Origin of the sequence: uncultured Photobacterium sp., from assembly GCF_947502415.1 — a bacterium.
Taxonomy (GTDB): Bacteria; Pseudomonadota; Gammaproteobacteria; order Enterobacterales; family Vibrionaceae; genus Photobacterium.
Window position 1 is genome coordinate 1 of sequence record NZ_CANMZV010000015.1, and the last position, 16,423, is coordinate 16,423.

The 16,423-nt window shown below is 46.4% G+C and carries 15 protein-coding genes, 4 tRNA genes and 1 pseudogene; 15 read left to right on the top strand and 5 right to left on the bottom strand.

Annotated features, from left to right (window positions below):
* The 5 genes and pseudogenes from Q0852_RS15555 to Q0852_RS15575 form a co-directional block, all read right to left on the bottom strand.
* The coding region (locus Q0852_RS15555; protein ID WP_299019463.1) for a helix-turn-helix domain-containing protein at positions 1 to 261 on the bottom strand (261 nt) is incomplete at its 3' end.
* A gap of 49 nt (positions 262 to 310) precedes the next feature.
* Positions 311 to 976, bottom strand: a pseudogene (locus Q0852_RS15560) (transposase).
* Positions 977 to 1,423: 447 nt separating this feature from the next.
* Positions 1,424 to 2,056, bottom strand: a complete 633-nt coding sequence (locus Q0852_RS15565; RefSeq protein WP_299019464.1) for a nicotinamidase — start codon at positions 2,054 to 2,056, stop codon at positions 1,424 to 1,426.
* An 11-nt stretch (positions 2,057 to 2,067) separates the two neighbouring features.
* Positions 2,068 to 3,417, bottom strand: coding sequence for a CDP-diacylglycerol--serine O-phosphatidyltransferase (pssA, locus tag Q0852_RS15570; RefSeq protein WP_299019465.1), 1,350 nt, complete (start codon positions 3,415 to 3,417; stop codon positions 2,068 to 2,070).
* A 129-nt stretch (positions 3,418 to 3,546) separates the two neighbouring features.
* Entirely contained in the window at positions 3,547 to 3,972 is a 426-nt protein-coding gene (locus tag Q0852_RS15575; RefSeq protein WP_299019467.1) for a GNAT family N-acetyltransferase, read from the bottom strand.
* A gap of 75 nt (positions 3,973 to 4,047) precedes the next feature.
* Between Q0852_RS15575 and murB the strand changes: the two genes are divergently transcribed.
* The 15 genes from murB (at position 4,048) to rpoB (ending at position 16,394) form a co-directional block, all read left to right on the top strand.
* Positions 4,048 to 5,088, top strand: coding sequence for a UDP-N-acetylmuramate dehydrogenase (murB, locus tag Q0852_RS15580; RefSeq protein WP_299019468.1), 1,041 nt, complete (start codon positions 4,048 to 4,050; stop codon positions 5,086 to 5,088).
* Positions 5,085 to 6,047, top strand: a complete 963-nt coding sequence (birA, locus tag Q0852_RS15585; RefSeq protein ID WP_299019469.1) for a bifunctional biotin--[acetyl-CoA-carboxylase] ligase/biotin operon repressor BirA — start codon at positions 5,085 to 5,087, stop codon at positions 6,045 to 6,047. Before murB ends, birA begins: the two co-directional genes overlap by 4 nt.
* On the top strand, positions 6,047 to 6,778 hold the full coding sequence (locus tag Q0852_RS15590) for a type III pantothenate kinase (RefSeq protein WP_299019470.1): 732 nt from the start codon (positions 6,047 to 6,049) through the stop codon (positions 6,776 to 6,778). Before birA ends, Q0852_RS15590 begins: the two co-directional genes overlap by 1 nt.
* Before the next feature lie 96 nt (positions 6,779 to 6,874).
* A tRNA-Thr gene (locus Q0852_RS15595) sits at positions 6,875 to 6,950 on the top strand.
* An 18-nt stretch (positions 6,951 to 6,968) separates the two neighbouring features.
* A tRNA-Tyr gene (locus Q0852_RS15600) sits at positions 6,969 to 7,053 on the top strand.
* A 39-nt stretch (positions 7,054 to 7,092) separates the two neighbouring features.
* Positions 7,093 to 7,167: transfer RNA gene (locus Q0852_RS15605), tRNA-Gly, on the top strand.
* A 12-nt stretch (positions 7,168 to 7,179) separates the two neighbouring features.
* A tRNA-Thr gene (locus Q0852_RS15610) sits at positions 7,180 to 7,255 on the top strand.
* Positions 7,256 to 7,359: 104 nt separating this feature from the next.
* Complete coding sequence (gene tuf, locus Q0852_RS15615) at positions 7,360 to 8,544, top strand: elongation factor Tu (protein ID WP_299019472.1); 1,185 nt, start codon at positions 7,360 to 7,362, stop codon at positions 8,542 to 8,544.
* Between the two features lie 217 nt (positions 8,545 to 8,761).
* The gene (secE, locus tag Q0852_RS15620) at positions 8,762 to 9,139 is read left to right on the top strand and encodes a preprotein translocase subunit SecE (RefSeq protein WP_299019474.1); all 378 of its coding nucleotides are present in this window, start codon (positions 8,762 to 8,764) and stop codon (positions 9,137 to 9,139) included.
* A gap of 11 nt (positions 9,140 to 9,150) precedes the next feature.
* Entirely contained in the window at positions 9,151 to 9,696 is a 546-nt protein-coding gene (gene nusG, locus Q0852_RS15625) for a transcription termination/antitermination protein NusG (RefSeq protein ID WP_299019475.1), read from the top strand.
* Positions 9,697 to 9,818: 122 nt separating this feature from the next.
* Positions 9,819 to 10,247 carry a 50S ribosomal protein L11 gene (gene rplK, locus Q0852_RS15630; RefSeq protein ID WP_107350964.1) on the top strand — a complete coding sequence of 143 codons (429 nt, stop codon included), beginning with the start codon at positions 9,819 to 9,821 and terminating at the stop codon, positions 10,245 to 10,247.
* A 4-nt stretch (positions 10,248 to 10,251) separates the two neighbouring features.
* Positions 10,252 to 10,956, top strand: a complete 705-nt coding sequence (gene rplA / locus Q0852_RS15635; RefSeq protein WP_299019478.1) for a 50S ribosomal protein L1 — start codon at positions 10,252 to 10,254, stop codon at positions 10,954 to 10,956.
* Positions 10,957 to 11,221: 265 nt separating this feature from the next.
* The gene (gene rplJ, locus Q0852_RS15640) at positions 11,222 to 11,716 is read left to right on the top strand and encodes a 50S ribosomal protein L10 (protein ID WP_299019480.1); all 495 of its coding nucleotides are present in this window, start codon (positions 11,222 to 11,224) and stop codon (positions 11,714 to 11,716) included.
* 61 nt (positions 11,717 to 11,777) lie between these two features.
* Positions 11,778 to 12,143 carry a 50S ribosomal protein L7/L12 gene (gene rplL / locus Q0852_RS15645; protein ID WP_299019482.1) on the top strand — a complete coding sequence of 122 codons (366 nt, stop codon included), beginning with the start codon at positions 11,778 to 11,780 and terminating at the stop codon, positions 12,141 to 12,143.
* Between the two features lie 225 nt (positions 12,144 to 12,368).
* Complete coding sequence (gene rpoB, locus Q0852_RS15650) at positions 12,369 to 16,394, top strand: DNA-directed RNA polymerase subunit beta (RefSeq protein WP_299019484.1); 4,026 nt, start codon at positions 12,369 to 12,371, stop codon at positions 16,392 to 16,394.
* Positions 16,395 to 16,423: the final 29 nt, after the last annotated feature.

Genomic DNA, 16,423 nt, shown 5'->3' on the forward strand with positions numbered 1-16,423 from the left:
GGCAAGCTGTTGCTTTTCTGGATTAGAGAGAAAAGGAGGGCGTCCAGTGCGAGGTTTTTCCTTTAATCCGTTAAGTCGCTCTTCAAGAAAAATCTGAATCCATTTGTTTACGCTGATACGACTAACCTTTAGGAACTTAGCAATTAGAGTGCGTGAATGGCCATCTTGGAAATGAGCAAGTGCCAACAAGCGCATTTTCATTTGAATAGATGCTTGTTTTCTGGCAAGAGATTTAAAGTCGATATTATTAAGGCTATCCATGGCAATAACTTAGACAAAGCAGATAGCCCTAATCAGATCACATTTTTACCTAGAATGGTATTAGGCAGTAGGCAATCAAGCCACTGAGTAAATTAAGCATAAAACCGTGAAGACTGCTGTGCCGAGAGTGTTCTATTTGGGAGATATTTTTCAATTGGTCGTTGATTGTGATTAATGATGAATCTTTTGGTTAGCATAGCTCTATCTCATGCGGCCAACAGCTTGGGCTTCATATTCTTCCTCTGCGCCGTGATAAGTGTAATACCCTATTCTTTCAAATCCTCTTTGCTTATTTATGTAGCCCTTATCTGCGTATAGCTTGTCCAGCAAGCCCTTGGAATGCGCATGTTATGACATACTTTGAGACTGGTTGAATCAATGAACTCAATGCCTGTGCGTTGCCCCTTCAAATGAGTAAAGTAAGAGCTTAAAGGGATTAATATCGACGGTATCATTTCTAAAAACGCGTATAGCTCAGCAAGGCAGGGAAGTCACTTTTGTAATAGCGACGGATAACACCGAGATAGAAGTTTTTGAAATCACGCTGATGTGGCATGTGGAAAGCGATGATAATGGTCATGATTTCGCTGGGTGACATGCGGCTTTGTCGATTCCGCTTTCTTTCACTATTTTCTAGTTGTAATTTTTGCCATTGAGGTATGAAAACTTGGCAAAAATCATCGGCATGACAAAATAAGTCCACTAACTTGTCCATAGCTGGTTTCTTTGTGATTAATCCTTCTTCTTGGTTGAAAGAACTGATCACGGAACCAGCTATTAGTTCCCAGAATTCTTATCCCGAGTTCAGGTTGATTAACTTTGGGTGTGAAAGTGCCCTTTTTGAAAGAGGGCCAATGGGAGTAGCCGCATTTTCATTTGAATAGTTTCTAGCAAGGGCTTTGAAATCAGTATTCTTGAGGCTATCCATGCGCGCGAGCCTCAATTAGATCATATTTTTCGTCGGTTGGTATGAGTCCATTTTTGTAATTATTAGTGAATAAGTGAGAGTAGATTATAAAATTAATCAAATTGGTATTAGCTTGGCATGTAGTTGCAGTGAAGGGCGGTACTTATTCCTGAGATGAGTGGTAAATCTGGGGGAATGTTCAGGAATAACCTGCTTATACAATGTATACAAAAGCCTCTATTTGTGAGGCCTCTGTCATGATAGGTATTGGGCTATTTCGTCGGTTTGCTGGGTGATGAGAATACCGGCCTTGAGCATTTCATCACAACCGGAAGCTGTTGTATCTGGAGATATTCCCCGGCAAGCTGCCAGATTGACAATCACGTTGAATTTTTCGCTCTTTTGTAGCTGTAGCGCAGTTGTTTTGACACAGTAGTCCGTTGCTAGGCCTCCGACGATGACAGTCGTTACCTTTTTGGTTTCAAGCCACTCAATCAACCCCGTGCTTAGCTTTTCCTGTAGATCATGGTAGCAAGCACCATAAGGATGAAGGTTGGGTTCAATACCCTTCCAGATCACATGATCATAGTCAGTCACAGGAGGTAACCCTGGAATAGTTTCAAAACCAAGAGTTCCAGGAATGGCATGAGCGACCCAAGTTAAGTCAGCATTAGGGTGTGATAGTGGATGAAGCATTTTGTCGTGGCTATCAACCACCCAGACAGCATTGGCAGGGTGCGCATCTTTAGTGAGAACACGAAGATCAGCAAACGCCGCTTGTGCATTGAGCTCTGGAGCAATCAGATCCCCTTCAGGCACCGGAAGTTCATCGGGGCAAAGCGGACTGAATGTTCGTTGTGGATCAACGTCAATCGCGGCGATTGTCATGGTCGTTATCTCTATAGAATCTGATTAAGAATATGGTCTGCTTTAACTCGGCGGATCCGCTTAATCAATTTTCTGACTGGTGCTGGATAAGTATCAACTTTCTCGATAAGTTTATAACTGCCGACTAGTTGAGTATGGCCCAAAATACAGTCGAGTTCTTTTTGCTTCTGCTCTGCTAATAATTGCTGCTTATCATGTACCAAAATGGCATTTTCTAAATCGAGTTTCCAAGCTCGAGGGTTAAGGTTATTACCAGTGATCAGCATATAGCTGCGGTCTACCCAAATGCCTTTGAGATGAAAGCTGTTGTCGCCGTGTTTCCATAGATGGATAGCTAGCTGACGGCGGGCAATAGCCGATTCATTTTGCTTCGCAAAATTGCGCAGGTTAACTTCATATAGATAAGGTAAGCCAGCAATAGTTTTGAACGGCTCACTCGGTGGGATATAGAAATCATTAGCGGTTTTGTCACCCACGACGATAGTAACTTTGACTCCGCGGCGAAGTGCACGTTTGACTTCTCGGCTGATAGTGCGCGGGAAGTTAAAGTATGGGGTACAAATAGTCAGTTCTTTCTGTGCACTCGCAATGAGAGTACAGATGTGCTGGTTGAGCTTATTCTTACGTTTGCCCAGACCGACAAGAGGCGTCAGGCCTACTTGGTTGTTAGTGATAGGCTCAGGTGCGAATGAATAGTTAGCTCGTTGTAGTTGGCTACGGAAGCTTTTGATTGCCCCTTTTAACGCCTTAGTTTCAGGACGTTTAACCTGGCTCAGACAGTTAACCGCATCGCTGTTCACTAGGGTCTCAATAATGAATTGAGCCATGCTGTCAGCAAGTTGAGCATTGTGAATAACATGGTAACGGTCGTAACGATAACGTTCATGCTGTGCAAGGTAGACATCATTTAAGCTGGCGCCGCTATAGATGACTTTATCATCAATAACAAAACCTTTCAGGTGTAGGACACCGAATACCTCTCGGTCGCGTACTGGTACACCAAGTATCTCGATATTCTGATGGTACTTTTCGGCAAACTCCCGGTACAAAGCGGCATTACCGTCGGATTTTGCTGCACCAATGAGCCCACGTTGAGCTCGGTGCCAGTCGACCAAAACTTTTATGTCTAGATCAGGGTTGGCCTGTTTCGCTTCGTAAAGTGCTGTAAGGATCCCACGTCCAGCCTCATCATCTTGCAGATATAACGCGACAAGATAGATGCGTTTTTTGGCTTGGGTGATTTCCTGATGTAGACGTTCGCGGAAAGCCCCTGCGTCTAGAAGTGTCTCTAAATCTTCCGGCTTGTGTGCAATACACGGCAGTTGCTCGATGCGTTGCCTATTAGCAATAGCTGAATCCATTATCGCCTCGTTTACGCGATCAATTTAAGATAAATCTGTTAAATAAGAGAGCGATTATATCAGAAAATTCTCGAATACTATGTATACCGATGTCATGTTGTGTCAAGGATAGGCTGAATAACTGTAAATTTAGTGTTGATAGCGCATTGCGATGAGATTTTTACCGTTTTGACGGTAGCGCCGGATGCGGCTTTCCAGGGGCTCTGGTAATTCACTATCTGTTATTACGATAAAGCCAGCTTGTTGATAGAGGGTTTCGAGGTGGCTATAGGCAAAACAAAAGCAAGGAGCTTGCGTAACTTGTGCTGTGCTTGCAGTGAGTAATTGTTTGGCAACCCCCCCACCTCTTTTCTCTGGGTGTACTAACATGCCGGTGAGTAACTGATAGTGTTCGAATTGCTTGAATCTGACGCAGCAGATAATGCTGCTGTTATCCTCTCCTATCCAGATAATCTCGTCTTTCTTAGCTTTGCCTGCTGGATAGAAAGATTTATAGAAGCGATTAATTAATGGAAAACGTAGGGGTTCAAGAAGGTGGAATCTTAGCTTGATCATGGGAAAACACTGCGCTGTGAAGCTGAATCAGTTAAAATGCAGCCAATAGTATAAAAGGTATGGTTCGATATTAGCATGAAAGTTTTGCAAGAAAGGTCACTGGCACCTTTTCACACTTTTGGTATCGAGGTGGCAGCCAAGCAAATTATTGTTGCCGAGTCGCCTCAGGAGCTGGCGGCAATATGGCGGGATGATCAGTACCGGGCTTTGCCAAAGATGGTCGTCGGTCAGGGTAGTAATATCTTGTTTTGTGAAAACTATGCCGGTGTCATCATCTTGAACCGTATCCTTGGTGTTCAGATTACCGAAACAGCTGATGCGTACTTGCTGCATGTCGGTGCTGGTGAGGATTGGCATCAGTTGGTGCGTTCGACAGTTAAGAATAACATGCCGGGATTAGAAAACCTTGCTTTGATCCCAGGCTGTGTCGGTTCTTCACCGATCCAAAATATTGGTGCTTATGGTGTAGAGCTTAAGGATGTTTGCCAGTATGTCGAGGTGATTGAGCTGGAGACAGGTAAGCTCTCTCGGATTTCGGCATCAGATTGTCAGTTTGGGTATCGTGACTCTATTTTCAAGCATGCATTGAAGAATACCCATGCTATTACAGCGGTAGGTTTGCGTTTGCCTAAGATCTGGCAGCCAAATATTTGTTATGGCCCGTTGGCGCAGTTTGATGCCGAGCAAGTTACAGCTCAAGAAATATTTGATGAAGTTTGTCGTATTCGTAAGGCGAAACTACCGGATCCTACCGTATTGGGTAATGCGGGTAGTTTCTTTAAGAATCCAGTGGTTAAGCACGATCAGCGTAATAGGCTCCTGGTACAGTATCCAAGTATGCCAAGTTATGAAATGGCCGATGGTACTTATAAGTTGGCTGCAGGCTGGTTGATTGATCAATGTGGACTGAAAGGCTATCAGGTAGGTGGTGCAAAAGTACATGAGCAGCAAGCCTTGGTTCTGGTAAACCATCGTCATGCAACAGCAGGCGATGTCCTTTCCTTGGCTAGCCATATAGTCAGGACCGTTAAGCAGCAGTTTGGTGTTTCGCTTGATCATGAAGTGCGTTTTATGAATGCTTGTCAGGAAACTACCCTGAACGAGGTGCTGTCATGAAAGATCACTCTACTCGTTTGGCTCTGGTGGCGATGCTTTCTGATGGTCAATTTCATTCCGGTGAAGCGCTTGGCGAATCCCTTGATATTTCAAGGGCAGCTATAAGCAAACATATCAAGGTGTTACAAAGTTGGGGCCTGGATATCTATCGGGTGCAGGGAAAGGGTTATAGCCTAGCCTCTAAACTGGAACTCCTTGATTGCGATAAAATTTTAGCTCAGGTAAAGTGCCCGAGCTTGGTCCTCATACCTGTTATAGATTCAACAAATCAGTATCTGTTGGATCGCGTTGGTCAGCTTTCTCAAGGCGCTGTTTGCCTGGCTGAATATCAAGAAGCCGGACGCGGAAGACGGGGAAGGCAGTGGCTGTCTCCGTTTGGTAGCAACTTGTACCTTTCTATGTATTGGCGTTTGGATGCCGGGGTGGCCGCCGCGATGGGGTTGAGTCTGGTCGTCGGCGTGGCTATTGCTGAATCACTGCAATCATTGGGTGCTGACGGTATTAAAGTTAAGTGGCCGAATGATCTGTATTATCAAGATAAAAAGCTGGCAGGCATTCTCATAGAAATGACGGGGCAGGCCGGTGAAGCTGCCCATCTTGTTATTGGTATGGGGCTGAATGTTGCAATGCCGGAGCAGGAAGGCGCTGGGATCGACCAGGCCTGGGCTAATCTCGGCCAGGCTTGTGATGGTTTACCTGAGCGCAATCAACTGGCATCAGTTTTAATTCAGCGTCTGCATCAAACGCTTGAAGAATATGAACAAGTGGGTCTTGAAGGATTTATTGAACGCTGGAACCGACTTGATAACTTTTTGGATCGTCCTGTGAAACTGTTGATTGGCGAGCGTGTGGTTGAAGGAGTAGCCCGCGGGGTCAATAGTCAGGGGGCTTTGTTACTGGAAACCGATCAAGGCCTTACACCTTATATCGGTGGTGAAATCAGCCTTAGAGGTTGTTAATGCAATTATTAATTGAAGCGGGCAACACCTATGTCAAAGTTGCCCAACTATTTGACGATGGCAATATGGAACTGCTGGGGCGCTATCCTAGCGGCCAGCTTGAGATGGTTCTGGAGCCACTGTTAGAAAAAGGAATTAACAGAATCGTTTTTGCTAGTGTCGGACCGGTTGAGGTGGATAACTCTATCCAACGGATTGCCCAGCTGGCAGATATCCCTGTCATGCAGGTGAAAACACTACGCAAGGATTTCGGTGTGAAAAATGCGTATGCCGAGTACCAGTATCTTGGTGTTGACCGTTGGTTAACCTTGGTGGCTATCCATCAGGAGTTTAAAAGAGCGACAGTGATTGTTGATATCGGCACTGCACTGACTTTTGATGTTCTTTCTGAAGACGGCAAGCACTTAGGGGGGTGGATAGCTCCGGGCTATCAGCTGATGATGAAGTCGGTGCTGGAAAATACCACCAAGGTGTTTTCTGACCGAGACCACACGGATGCGCTGACTTTTGCTGATAATACAGCTGATGGCCTAAAAAACGGCTGTCGGGCTGCATTACTGGGGCTGATTGAATACGGTTTGTCGCAGGCGCGTGAAAAGCTGAAAGTTGAGCCTGAAGTAGTACTGTGCGGTGGTGGTGTTCGTCATCTTCCTGTTTCATGGGCCAAGCATTACCGCCATCGTTCGGAATTGGTATTGGAAGGCCTTGCTTTGTATGCAAAATGTCGATAGTGCTCAAAATTGCGGCGCTCGATAAAAAACATCAAAAAAAAGCACGAAAAGGTATTGCAAGGGCTAAAATCATTCTCTAGAATGCGCAGCACTTACGCCGACTTAGCTCAGTAGGTAGAGCAACTGACTTGTAATCAGTAGGTCACCAGTTCGATTCCGGTAGTCGGCACCAGTTTTTTGCAACACCCCTGGAGGGGTTCCCGAGTGGCCAAAGGGATCAGACTGTAAATCTGACGGCTCCGCCTTCGAAGGTTCGAATCCTTCCCCCTCCACCATTTTCAAATGATTGAATAGCTTAACGAGCGACGAGTTTTGCGGGCATCGTATAATGGCTATTACCTCAGCCTTCCAAGCTGATGATGCGGGTTCGATTCCCGCTGCCCGCTCCACACTTCTTGTGTGCTGATATAGCTCAGTCGGTAGAGCGCACCCTTGGTAAGGGTGAGGTCGGCAGTTCAAATCTGCCTATCAGCACCACTCTCTCTCCAAGTCACTTCAATCCTTTTGATATATACTCTACAAACCCATGATTGGTTGTGTGGTCGTAATGCCACCAAATGCCGTGCCTAGAGGGACTATCCATGTCTAAAGAAAAATTTGAACGTACTAAACCGCACGTTAACGTTGGTACCATCGGCCACGTTGACCACGGTAAAACTACTCTAACTGCTGCTATCTGTACTACTCTTTCAAAAGTATACGGTGGTGAAGCTAAAGACTTCGCATCTATCGATAACGCTCCTGAAGAGCGCGAGCGTGGTATCACAATCTCTACTTCTCACGTAGAGTACGATACTCCAACTCGTCACTACGCACACGTAGACTGCCCAGGACACGCCGATTACGTTAAAAACATGATCACTGGTGCTGCGCAGATGGACGGTGGTATCCTAGTTGTTGCTGCAACTGATGGCCCAATGCCTCAGACTCGTGAGCACATCCTACTAGGCCGTCAGGTTGGTATCCCATACATCATCGTATTCATGAACAAATGTGACATGGTTGACGATGAAGAGCTACTAGAACTAGTAGAAATGGAAGTTCGTGAACTTCTATCTGAGTACGACTTCCCAGGTGACGACTGCCCAGTAATCATGGGTTCTGCTCTTGGCGCTCTAAACGGCGAGAAAGAGTGGGAAGACAAGATCATTGAACTAGCTGAAGCTCTAGATAACTACATCCCAGAGCCAGAGCGTGCGATCGACCGTCCGTTCATTCTTCCAATCGAAGACGTATTCTCAATCCAGGGCCGTGGTACTGTTGTAACTGGTCGTGTTGAGCAGGGTATCATCACTGTAGGTGACGAAGTAGAAATCATCGGTATCAAAGAAACTACCACTACTACTTGTACTGGTGTTGAGATGTTCCGTAAACTTCTTGACGAAGGCCGTGCTGGTGAGAACGTTGGTGTTCTTCTACGTGGTACTAAGCGTGACGAAGTTGAGCGTGGTCAGGTTCTTGCTAAGCCAGGTTCAATCACTCCTCACACTACTTTCGAGTCAGAAGTATACGTTCTGTCTAAAGACGAAGGTGGCCGTCACACGCCATTCTTCAAAGGCTACCGTCCACAGTTCTACTTCCGTACAACTGACGTAACTGGTACTATCGAGCTACCAGAAGGCGTTGAAATGGTAATGCCTGGTGACAACATCAAGATGGTTGTTACTCTAATCGCTCCTATCGCGATGGACGAAGGTCTACGCTTCGCAATCCGTGAAGGTGGCCGTACAGTTGGTGCTGGCGTTGTAGCTAAAATCGTTGAATAATATTTGACGACAAGGCACCAAAAAGGGCATCATTTGATGCCCTTTTTCTGCGTTTGACTTTTGGTTAGCTTGTTTTTTGACCAAAAACGCAGAATAAAAGTTTACTGAGATGAAGTTTTCTTTATGTAATTAAAGCATTATTGCTTTCCTTCATTATATGGCCTCGCACTTGCGGGGTTATTTTCGTCTATATTGAGACTAGTTACAGGTTGGTTGTATGAAAGCGAATGCCGAAAACCAAAGCAGCCCTAGCAGTATGGATGGCCTAAAGTGGGTCACTGTATTTGCTTTGCTAGCTGCCGCTGTGGTTGGTAATTACCTGTACAGTGATGTTTCTGTAGTGCTACGCGCTGCTGCTATTGTAGTCCTTGTGGCTGCGGCTGGTGGTATTGCTGCACTTACAGCAAAAGGTAAAACCGCGATTGCGTTTGCTCGTGAATCGCGCATGGAAGTCCGCAAGGTAGTATGGCCTACTCGTCAGGAAGCTACGCAGACAACCTTTATCGTTTTAGCTGTCACTGTCATTATGGCGTTAGCCTTGTGGGGTATCGACGGCATCATGGTCCGTCTAGTCCGCCTAGTTACCGGTGTGTGAGGTAAGAGTTCATGAGCGAAGCTCCAAAAAAACGATGGTATGTAGTACAAGCCTTTTCTGGCTTTGAAGGTCGTGTAGCACAATCGCTACGTGAGCATATCAAGATGCATAGCATGGAAGATTACTTTGATGAGGTTTTAGTACCAACAGAGGAAGTGGTCGAGATGCGTGCAGGCCAGCGCCGCAAGAGTGAGCGTAAGTTCTTCCCAGGTTATGTACTAGTACAGATGGTGATGAACGACGAAACATGGCATCTGGTACGTAGTATTCCTCGTGTAATGGGGTTCATTGGCGGTACTTCAGACCGTCCAGCTCCTATCTCTGATAAAGAGGCGGATGCTATTCTTAACCGTCTTCAACAGGCGAGTGAAGCTCCTGTTCATAAAACTGTATTTGAACCAGGTGAAGTTGTCCGTGTTACCGACGGTCCGTTTGCAGACTTCAACGGTACTGTTGAAGAAGTGGACTACGACAAGAGCCGCGTGAAGGTTTCTGTGTCGATCTTCGGCCGTGCAACACCTGTTGAACTGGAGTTCGGCCAGGTAGAAAAGAGCTGATCAATAAATAGTCAGCTTGTATTGTCAAGGGCGTGAAATTGGACTATAATTTCGCGCCCTTTCGTTAGACGGGGAGTCTATTTTAAAAATAGACGTTTGAACCCAAATTAAGGTAAATAGCAATGGCTAAAAAAGTAGAAGCGTACATCAAGCTGCAGGTTGCAGCTGGTGCAGCAAACCCTAGTCCACCAGTTGGTCCAGCTCTTGGTCAGCACGGTGTTAACATCATGGAATTCTGTAAAGCGTTCAACGCTAAGACTGACTCAATCGAGAAAGGTCTTCCTACTCCAGTTGTTATCACGGTATATAATGACCGTTCTTTCACGTTCATCACTAAGACTCCACCTGCTGCTGTTCTTCTTAAGAAAGCTGCTGGCGTTAAGTCTGGTTCTGGCCGTCCGAACACTGAGAAAGTTGGTACTGTAACTGATGCTCAGATCCAAGAGATCGCTGAGACTAAAGCTGCAGATATGACTGGTGCTGACATCGAAGCTATGAAGCGTTCGATTGCTGGTACTGCTCGTTCAATGGGCCTAGTGGTAGAGGGTTAAGACAATGGCAAAACTGACTAAACGCATGCGCGTTATCCGTGACAAAGTTGACGTATCTAAAGAGTACGACATCAACGAAGCTGTTGCTCTTCTAAAAGAACTAGCTACTGCTAAATTCGTAGAAAGCGTAGACGTTGCTGTGAACCTAGGCATCGATGCACGTAAATCAGATCAGAACGTACGTGGTGCAACTGTACTACCACACGGTACTGGTCGTGATATCCGTGTTGCTGTGTTCACTCAAGGTGCAAACGCAGAAGCTGCTAAAGAAGCTGGTGCTGATCTAGTAGGTATGGAAGAACTTGCTGACCAAGTTAAGAAAGGCGTGATGGACTTTGACGTTGTTATCGCATCTCCAGATGCAATGCGCGTTGTAGGCCAGCTAGGTACTATTCTTGGTCCACGCGGTCTAATGCCAAATCCTAAAGTTGGTACTGTAACTCCTAACGTTGCTGACGCTGTTAAGAACGCGAAAGCTGGTCAGGTTCGTTACCGTAACGACAAGAACGGCATCATCCACACTACTATCGGTAAAGTGGATTTTGACGCAGCAAACCTTAAAGAGAACCTAGAAGCACTTCTAGTTGCTCTGAAGAAAGCTAAGCCTTCTTCTGCTAAAGGTACTTTCATCAAGAAAGTAAGCATCTCTACCACTATGGGTGCAGGTGTAGCGCTAGACCAGAATACTCTGGAAACTAACGCACAGTAATTTGCAGAAACGTCAAATTAGTGTATAATTTGGCGTTTCCGAATTCATGGCTGAGGCTGAATCGCCTTGTGCGGTTCAGCCTTCGTCCAAGACCGTAGGCGTCCAGCTCTTCGGAGTCAGACTTAATAACACCTACGTAGACGGTGCCAGAACATGATTGATGTATGTCTTTCTTGGATCTGCGCCGTAAAAACTCTCCTGCCATACTGGCAGTGAGTGGTGTACTGTCCGGGGTAACCCGGCTATAAATCCAGGAGCAAATCCAATGGCATTGAACCTTCAAGACAAAAAAGCAATTGTTGCTGAAGTCAACGAAGCTGCCAATGGTGCCCTGTCTGCAGTTGTTGCTGACTCTCGTGGCGTTGCTGTGGGTGCGATGACTTCTCTGCGTAAACTAGCTCGTGAAAACGGCGTTTACCTGAAAGTTGTTCGTAACACACTAGCTCGTCGTGCAGTGGAAGGTACTGATTTCGAATGTCTTTCTGAGACTTTCGTAGGTCCTACACTGATCGGTTTCTCTAATGAGCACCCAGGTGCTGCAGCGCGTCTTTTCAAAGACTTCGCTAAAGAGAACAAAGAATTCGAGATTAAAGCAGCTGCATTCGAAGGCGCTGTTGCTGACGTTGAAGTACTAGCGACTCTACCAACATACGACGAAGCGATTGCACGCCTAATGATGTGCATGAAAGAAGCGTCTGCTGGTAAGCTGGTACGTACTATCGCAGCTGTTCGCGATCAGAAAGAAGAAGCAGCGGCTTAATTGGCCTTGCTTTTCACTGATTGCTATTTAAACTAATTGTTGACTTTTAAAGAGAATTGTTATGTCTATCACTAACGAGCAAATCCTAGACGCAGTTGCAGAAATGTCTGTAATGCAGGTTGTTGAGCTAATCGAAGCTATGGAAGAAAAATTCGGCGTTACAGCTGCAGCAGCAGTAGTAGCGGGCGGCGCAGCTGCAGAAGCAGCTGAAGAGCAGACTGAATTTGACGTAATCCTAACTGGCGCTGGCGCAAACAAAGTTGCAGTAATCAAAGCTGTACGTGGCGCAACTGGCCTAGGTCTTAAAGAAGCTAAAGGTCTTGTAGACGGCGCTCCAGCACCTCTGAAAGAAGGTGTTGACAAAGCTGAAGCTGAAGCTCTTAAAGCTCAGCTAGAAGAAGCTGGTGCTTCTGTTGAAGTTAAGTAATAATTACTTAACTTCTTAGCCTTAATTGGCTAATGGCTGGTGGCAAAAATGCCACCGGCCTTTTTGCGCTGTAGGCTAGTGGTGTTTTTCACATTGTTTTGCAACCACTAACTATGCAAAAAGCAGCCTTGAACCTTCAACGCTGTTCCTACAACAAACAATGTTATTAGTCACTGCTCCTCGTTTTGAGCAGTTTGGATCACTTATCAGCGATCTGAGGAACCTATGGTTTACTCTTATACCGAGAAAAAGCGTATCCGTAAGGATTTTGGTAAGCGTCCACAAGTTTTGGACATACCATACTTGCTGTCGATCCAGCTTGAGTCTTTTAAGAAGTTCATCGAGCAGGATCCAGAAGGGCATTACGGTCTAGAAGCTGCCTTTCGTTCTGTTTTTCCAATTCAGAGCTATAACGGCAATTCCGAGCTGCAATACGTTAGCTATCGTCTCGGTGAGCCGGTCTTCGATGTTAAAGAATGTCAGATTCGTGGCGTAACGTATTCTGCACCTCTACGAGTAAAGCTACGTCTTGTTATGTATGACAAAGACGCACCTGCTGGCACCGTAAAAGACATCAAAGAACAAGAAGTTTATATGGGCGAAATTCCGCTCATGACAGATAACGGTACATTCGTTATTAACGGTACCGAGAGGGTTATCGTATCCCAGCTGCACCGTAGCCCGGGTGTCTTCTTCGACAGCGATAAGGGTAAGACCCACTCCTCAGGTAAAGTGCTTTATAACGCACGCGTAATCCCATACCGTGGTTCATGGTTGGATTTCGAATTTGATCCTAAGGATAACGTATTCGTACGTATCGACCGTCGTCGTAAGCTTCCAGCTTCAATTATTCTGCGCGCGCTAGGTTACACAACCGAGCAAATTCTTGACATGTTCTTCGATAAAGTAAACTTCGAAGTACAAGGCAAGTCTTTGGTTATGGAACTTGTGCCTGAGCGTCTACGTGGCGAAACTGCAAGCTTCAATATTGAAGCAAACGGTAAGCTGTATGTAGAACAAGGCCGCCGTATTACAGCCCGTCACATTCGCCAGCTAGGCAAAGACGGCGTTGACCACATTGAAGTTCCTGTTGAATACATCGTGGGTAAAGTCGCTTCACGTGATTACGTGAACGAAGAGACCGGCGAGCTAATCGCAGCAGCGAACCAAGAACTAAGCCTAGAGACACTGGCTCTGCTTTCTCAAGCTGGCCACAAGTCACTGGAAGTTCTATTTACCAATGATCTGGACTTCGGTCCGTACATGTCTGAGACCCTGCGTGTCGACAGTACGACTGACCGCCTGAGTGCGCTAGTTGAAATCTACCGCATGATGCGTCCGGGTGAGCCGCCAACACGTGAAGCAGCAGAACAGCTATTTGAAAGCCTGTTCTTCTCAGAAGATCGTTACGATCTATCTGCTGTTGGTCGTATGAAGTTCAACAGCTCTCTTCTTCGTGAAGAGACAACTGGCCCTGGCATCCTTGATCACAGCGATATTATCGAAGTGATGAAGAAACTGATCGAAATCCGTAACGGTCGTGGTGAAGTCGATGATATCGACCATCTTGGCAACCGTCGTATTCGTTCTGTTGGCGAAATGGCAGAAAACCAGTTCCGTGTTGGTCTAGTTCGTGTAGAGCGTGCTGTTAAAGAGCGTCTGAGCCTGGGCGATCTTGATGCAATCATGCCTCAAGACCTAATCAATGCGAAGCCAATTTCTGCGGCAGTAAAAGAGTTCTTTGGCTCTTCTCAGCTGTCTCAGTTTATGGACCAGAACAACCCACTGTCAGAAGTTACTCACAAACGTCGTATCTCGGCGCTTGGTCCAGGTGGTCTGACTCGTGAACGTGCTGGCTTTGAGGTTCGAGACGTACACGCGACCCACTACGGTCGTCTATGTCCGATCGAAACGCCGGAAGGTCCAAACATCGGTCTGATCAACTCACTGTCAGCATTTGCTCAGTGTAACCCTTACGGTTTCCTGGAAACTCCATACCGTAAAGTTATCGATGGTAAGGTAACCGAAGAAATCGATTATCTGTCTGCTATCGAAGAAGGTCACTATGTAATCGCTCAGGCGAACGCCGCGCTTAATGAAGACGGTTCATTCGCTGACGAACTGATCACTGCACGCCAGAAAGGTGAATCAGGTCTGCACCCACGTGACCATGTTCAGTACATGGACGTTGCAACCAACCAGGTTGTATCGGTGGCAGCATCTCTGATCCCATTCCTAGAGCACGATGATGCGAACCGTGCCCTTATGGGTGCGAACATGCAGCGTCAGGCAGTTCCGACTCTACGTGCTGATAAGCCGCTAGTTGGTACTGGTATCGAGCGTAACGTAGCGGTTGACTCCGGTGTAACTGCAGTTGCTAAGCGTGGCGGTCAAGTACAGTCAGTAGATGCATCTCGTATCGTTATTAAAGTTAACGAAGACGAGCTGGTACCAGGCGAAGCGGGTATCGACATCTACAACCTGACTAAGTACACCCGTTCTAACCAGAACACATGTATCAACCAGCGTCCAACTGTGATGCCTGGTGAGCCTGTGTCTCGTGGTGACGTACTTGCTGATGGTCCTTCAACAGACCTTGGTGAACTGGCGCTTGGTCAGAACATGCGTATCGCGTTCATGCCTTGGAACGGTTACAACTTTGAGGATTCCATCCTAGTTTCTGAGCGTGTTGTACAGGAAGATCGCCTGACAACTATCCATATCCAAGAACTATCTTGTGTGGCGCGTGATACTAAGCTGGGTGCAGAAGAGATCACAGCGGATATCCCTAACGTGGGTGAAGCTGCGCTATCTAAGCTGGATGAATCAGGTATCGTTTACATCGGTGCTGAAGTTAAGGGTGGCGACATCCTAGTTGGTAAGGTGACACCTAAGGGTGAAACTCAGCTGACTCCTGAAGAGAAGCTACTACGTGCGATCTTCGGTGAAAAAGCATCTGATGTTAAAGACTCTTCGCTACGTGTACCAAACTCTGTTTCTGGTACGATCATCGACGTTCAGGTATTTACCCGCGATGGCGTAGAAAAAGACAAGCGTGCGCTTGAAATCGAAGAGATGCAGCTGAAAGAAGCGAAGAAAGACATCACAGAAGAATTCCAGATCCTTGAGGGTGGTCTTCTTGCTCGTGTTCGTACGCTTCTACTTTCTGCGGGTTACAGCGAAGACAAACTGACTTCAATGGACCGCGAGAAGCTGTTTGCACAGACTCTTGATGACGAAGCACAGCAGAACCAGCTGGAACAGCTTGCAGAGCAGTATGATGAACTGAAAGCTGAGTTCGATAAGAAGTTTGAAACTAAGCGTCGTAAGATCACACAGGGTGATGACCTAGCGCCGGGCGTACTTAAGATTGTTAAAGTATACCTAGCTGTTAAGCGTCGTATCCAGCCTGGTGATAAGATGGCGGGTCGTCACGGTAACAAGGGTGTAATCTCTAAGATCAACCCTGTTGAAGACATGCCGTACGATGAAAAAGGTCAGACAGTCGATATCGTACTGAACCCACTGGGTGTACCATCTCGTATGAACATCGGTCAGATCCTGGAGACTCACTTGGGTCTTGCAGCGAAAGGTATCGGTGACAAGATCAACGAGATGCTGAAGCAGCAGCAAGAGCTTCACAAGTTCCGTGAATTCTTGCAGAAAGTCTACGATCTGGGCGATACGCGCCAGGAAGTGGATATCGCTGCGCTATCTGACGACGAAGTACGTACGTTGATTAAGAACCTACGTAACGGTCTACCAATTGCAACGCCTGTATTTGATGGTGCTCCGGAATCATCAATCAAAGAGCTGTTGAAACTGGGTGACCTGCCAGAGTCTGGTCAGCTAACACTGTTTGATGGTCGTACCGGTGATAAGTTTGAGCGTCCTGTAACTGTTGGTTACATGTACATGCTGAAACTGAACCACTTGGTTGATGACAAGATGCACGCCCGTTCTACCGGTTCTTACAGCCTTGTTACTCAGCAGCCGCTGGGTGGTAAAGCTCAGTTCGGTGGTCAGCGTTTCGGTGAGATGGAAGTATGGGCGCTGGAAGCTTACGGCGCAGCTTACACTCTACAGGAAATGCTAACTGTTAAGTCGGATGACGTTAACGGCCGTACGAAGATGTATAAGAACATCGTCGATGGCGACCATCGTATGGAACCAGGTATGCCGGAATCGTTCAACGTACTGTTGAAAGAAATCCGCTCGTTGGGTATTAACATCGAGCTGGAAGACGAATAAGTTAGGCTGGTTACCTATACTTATTAGTT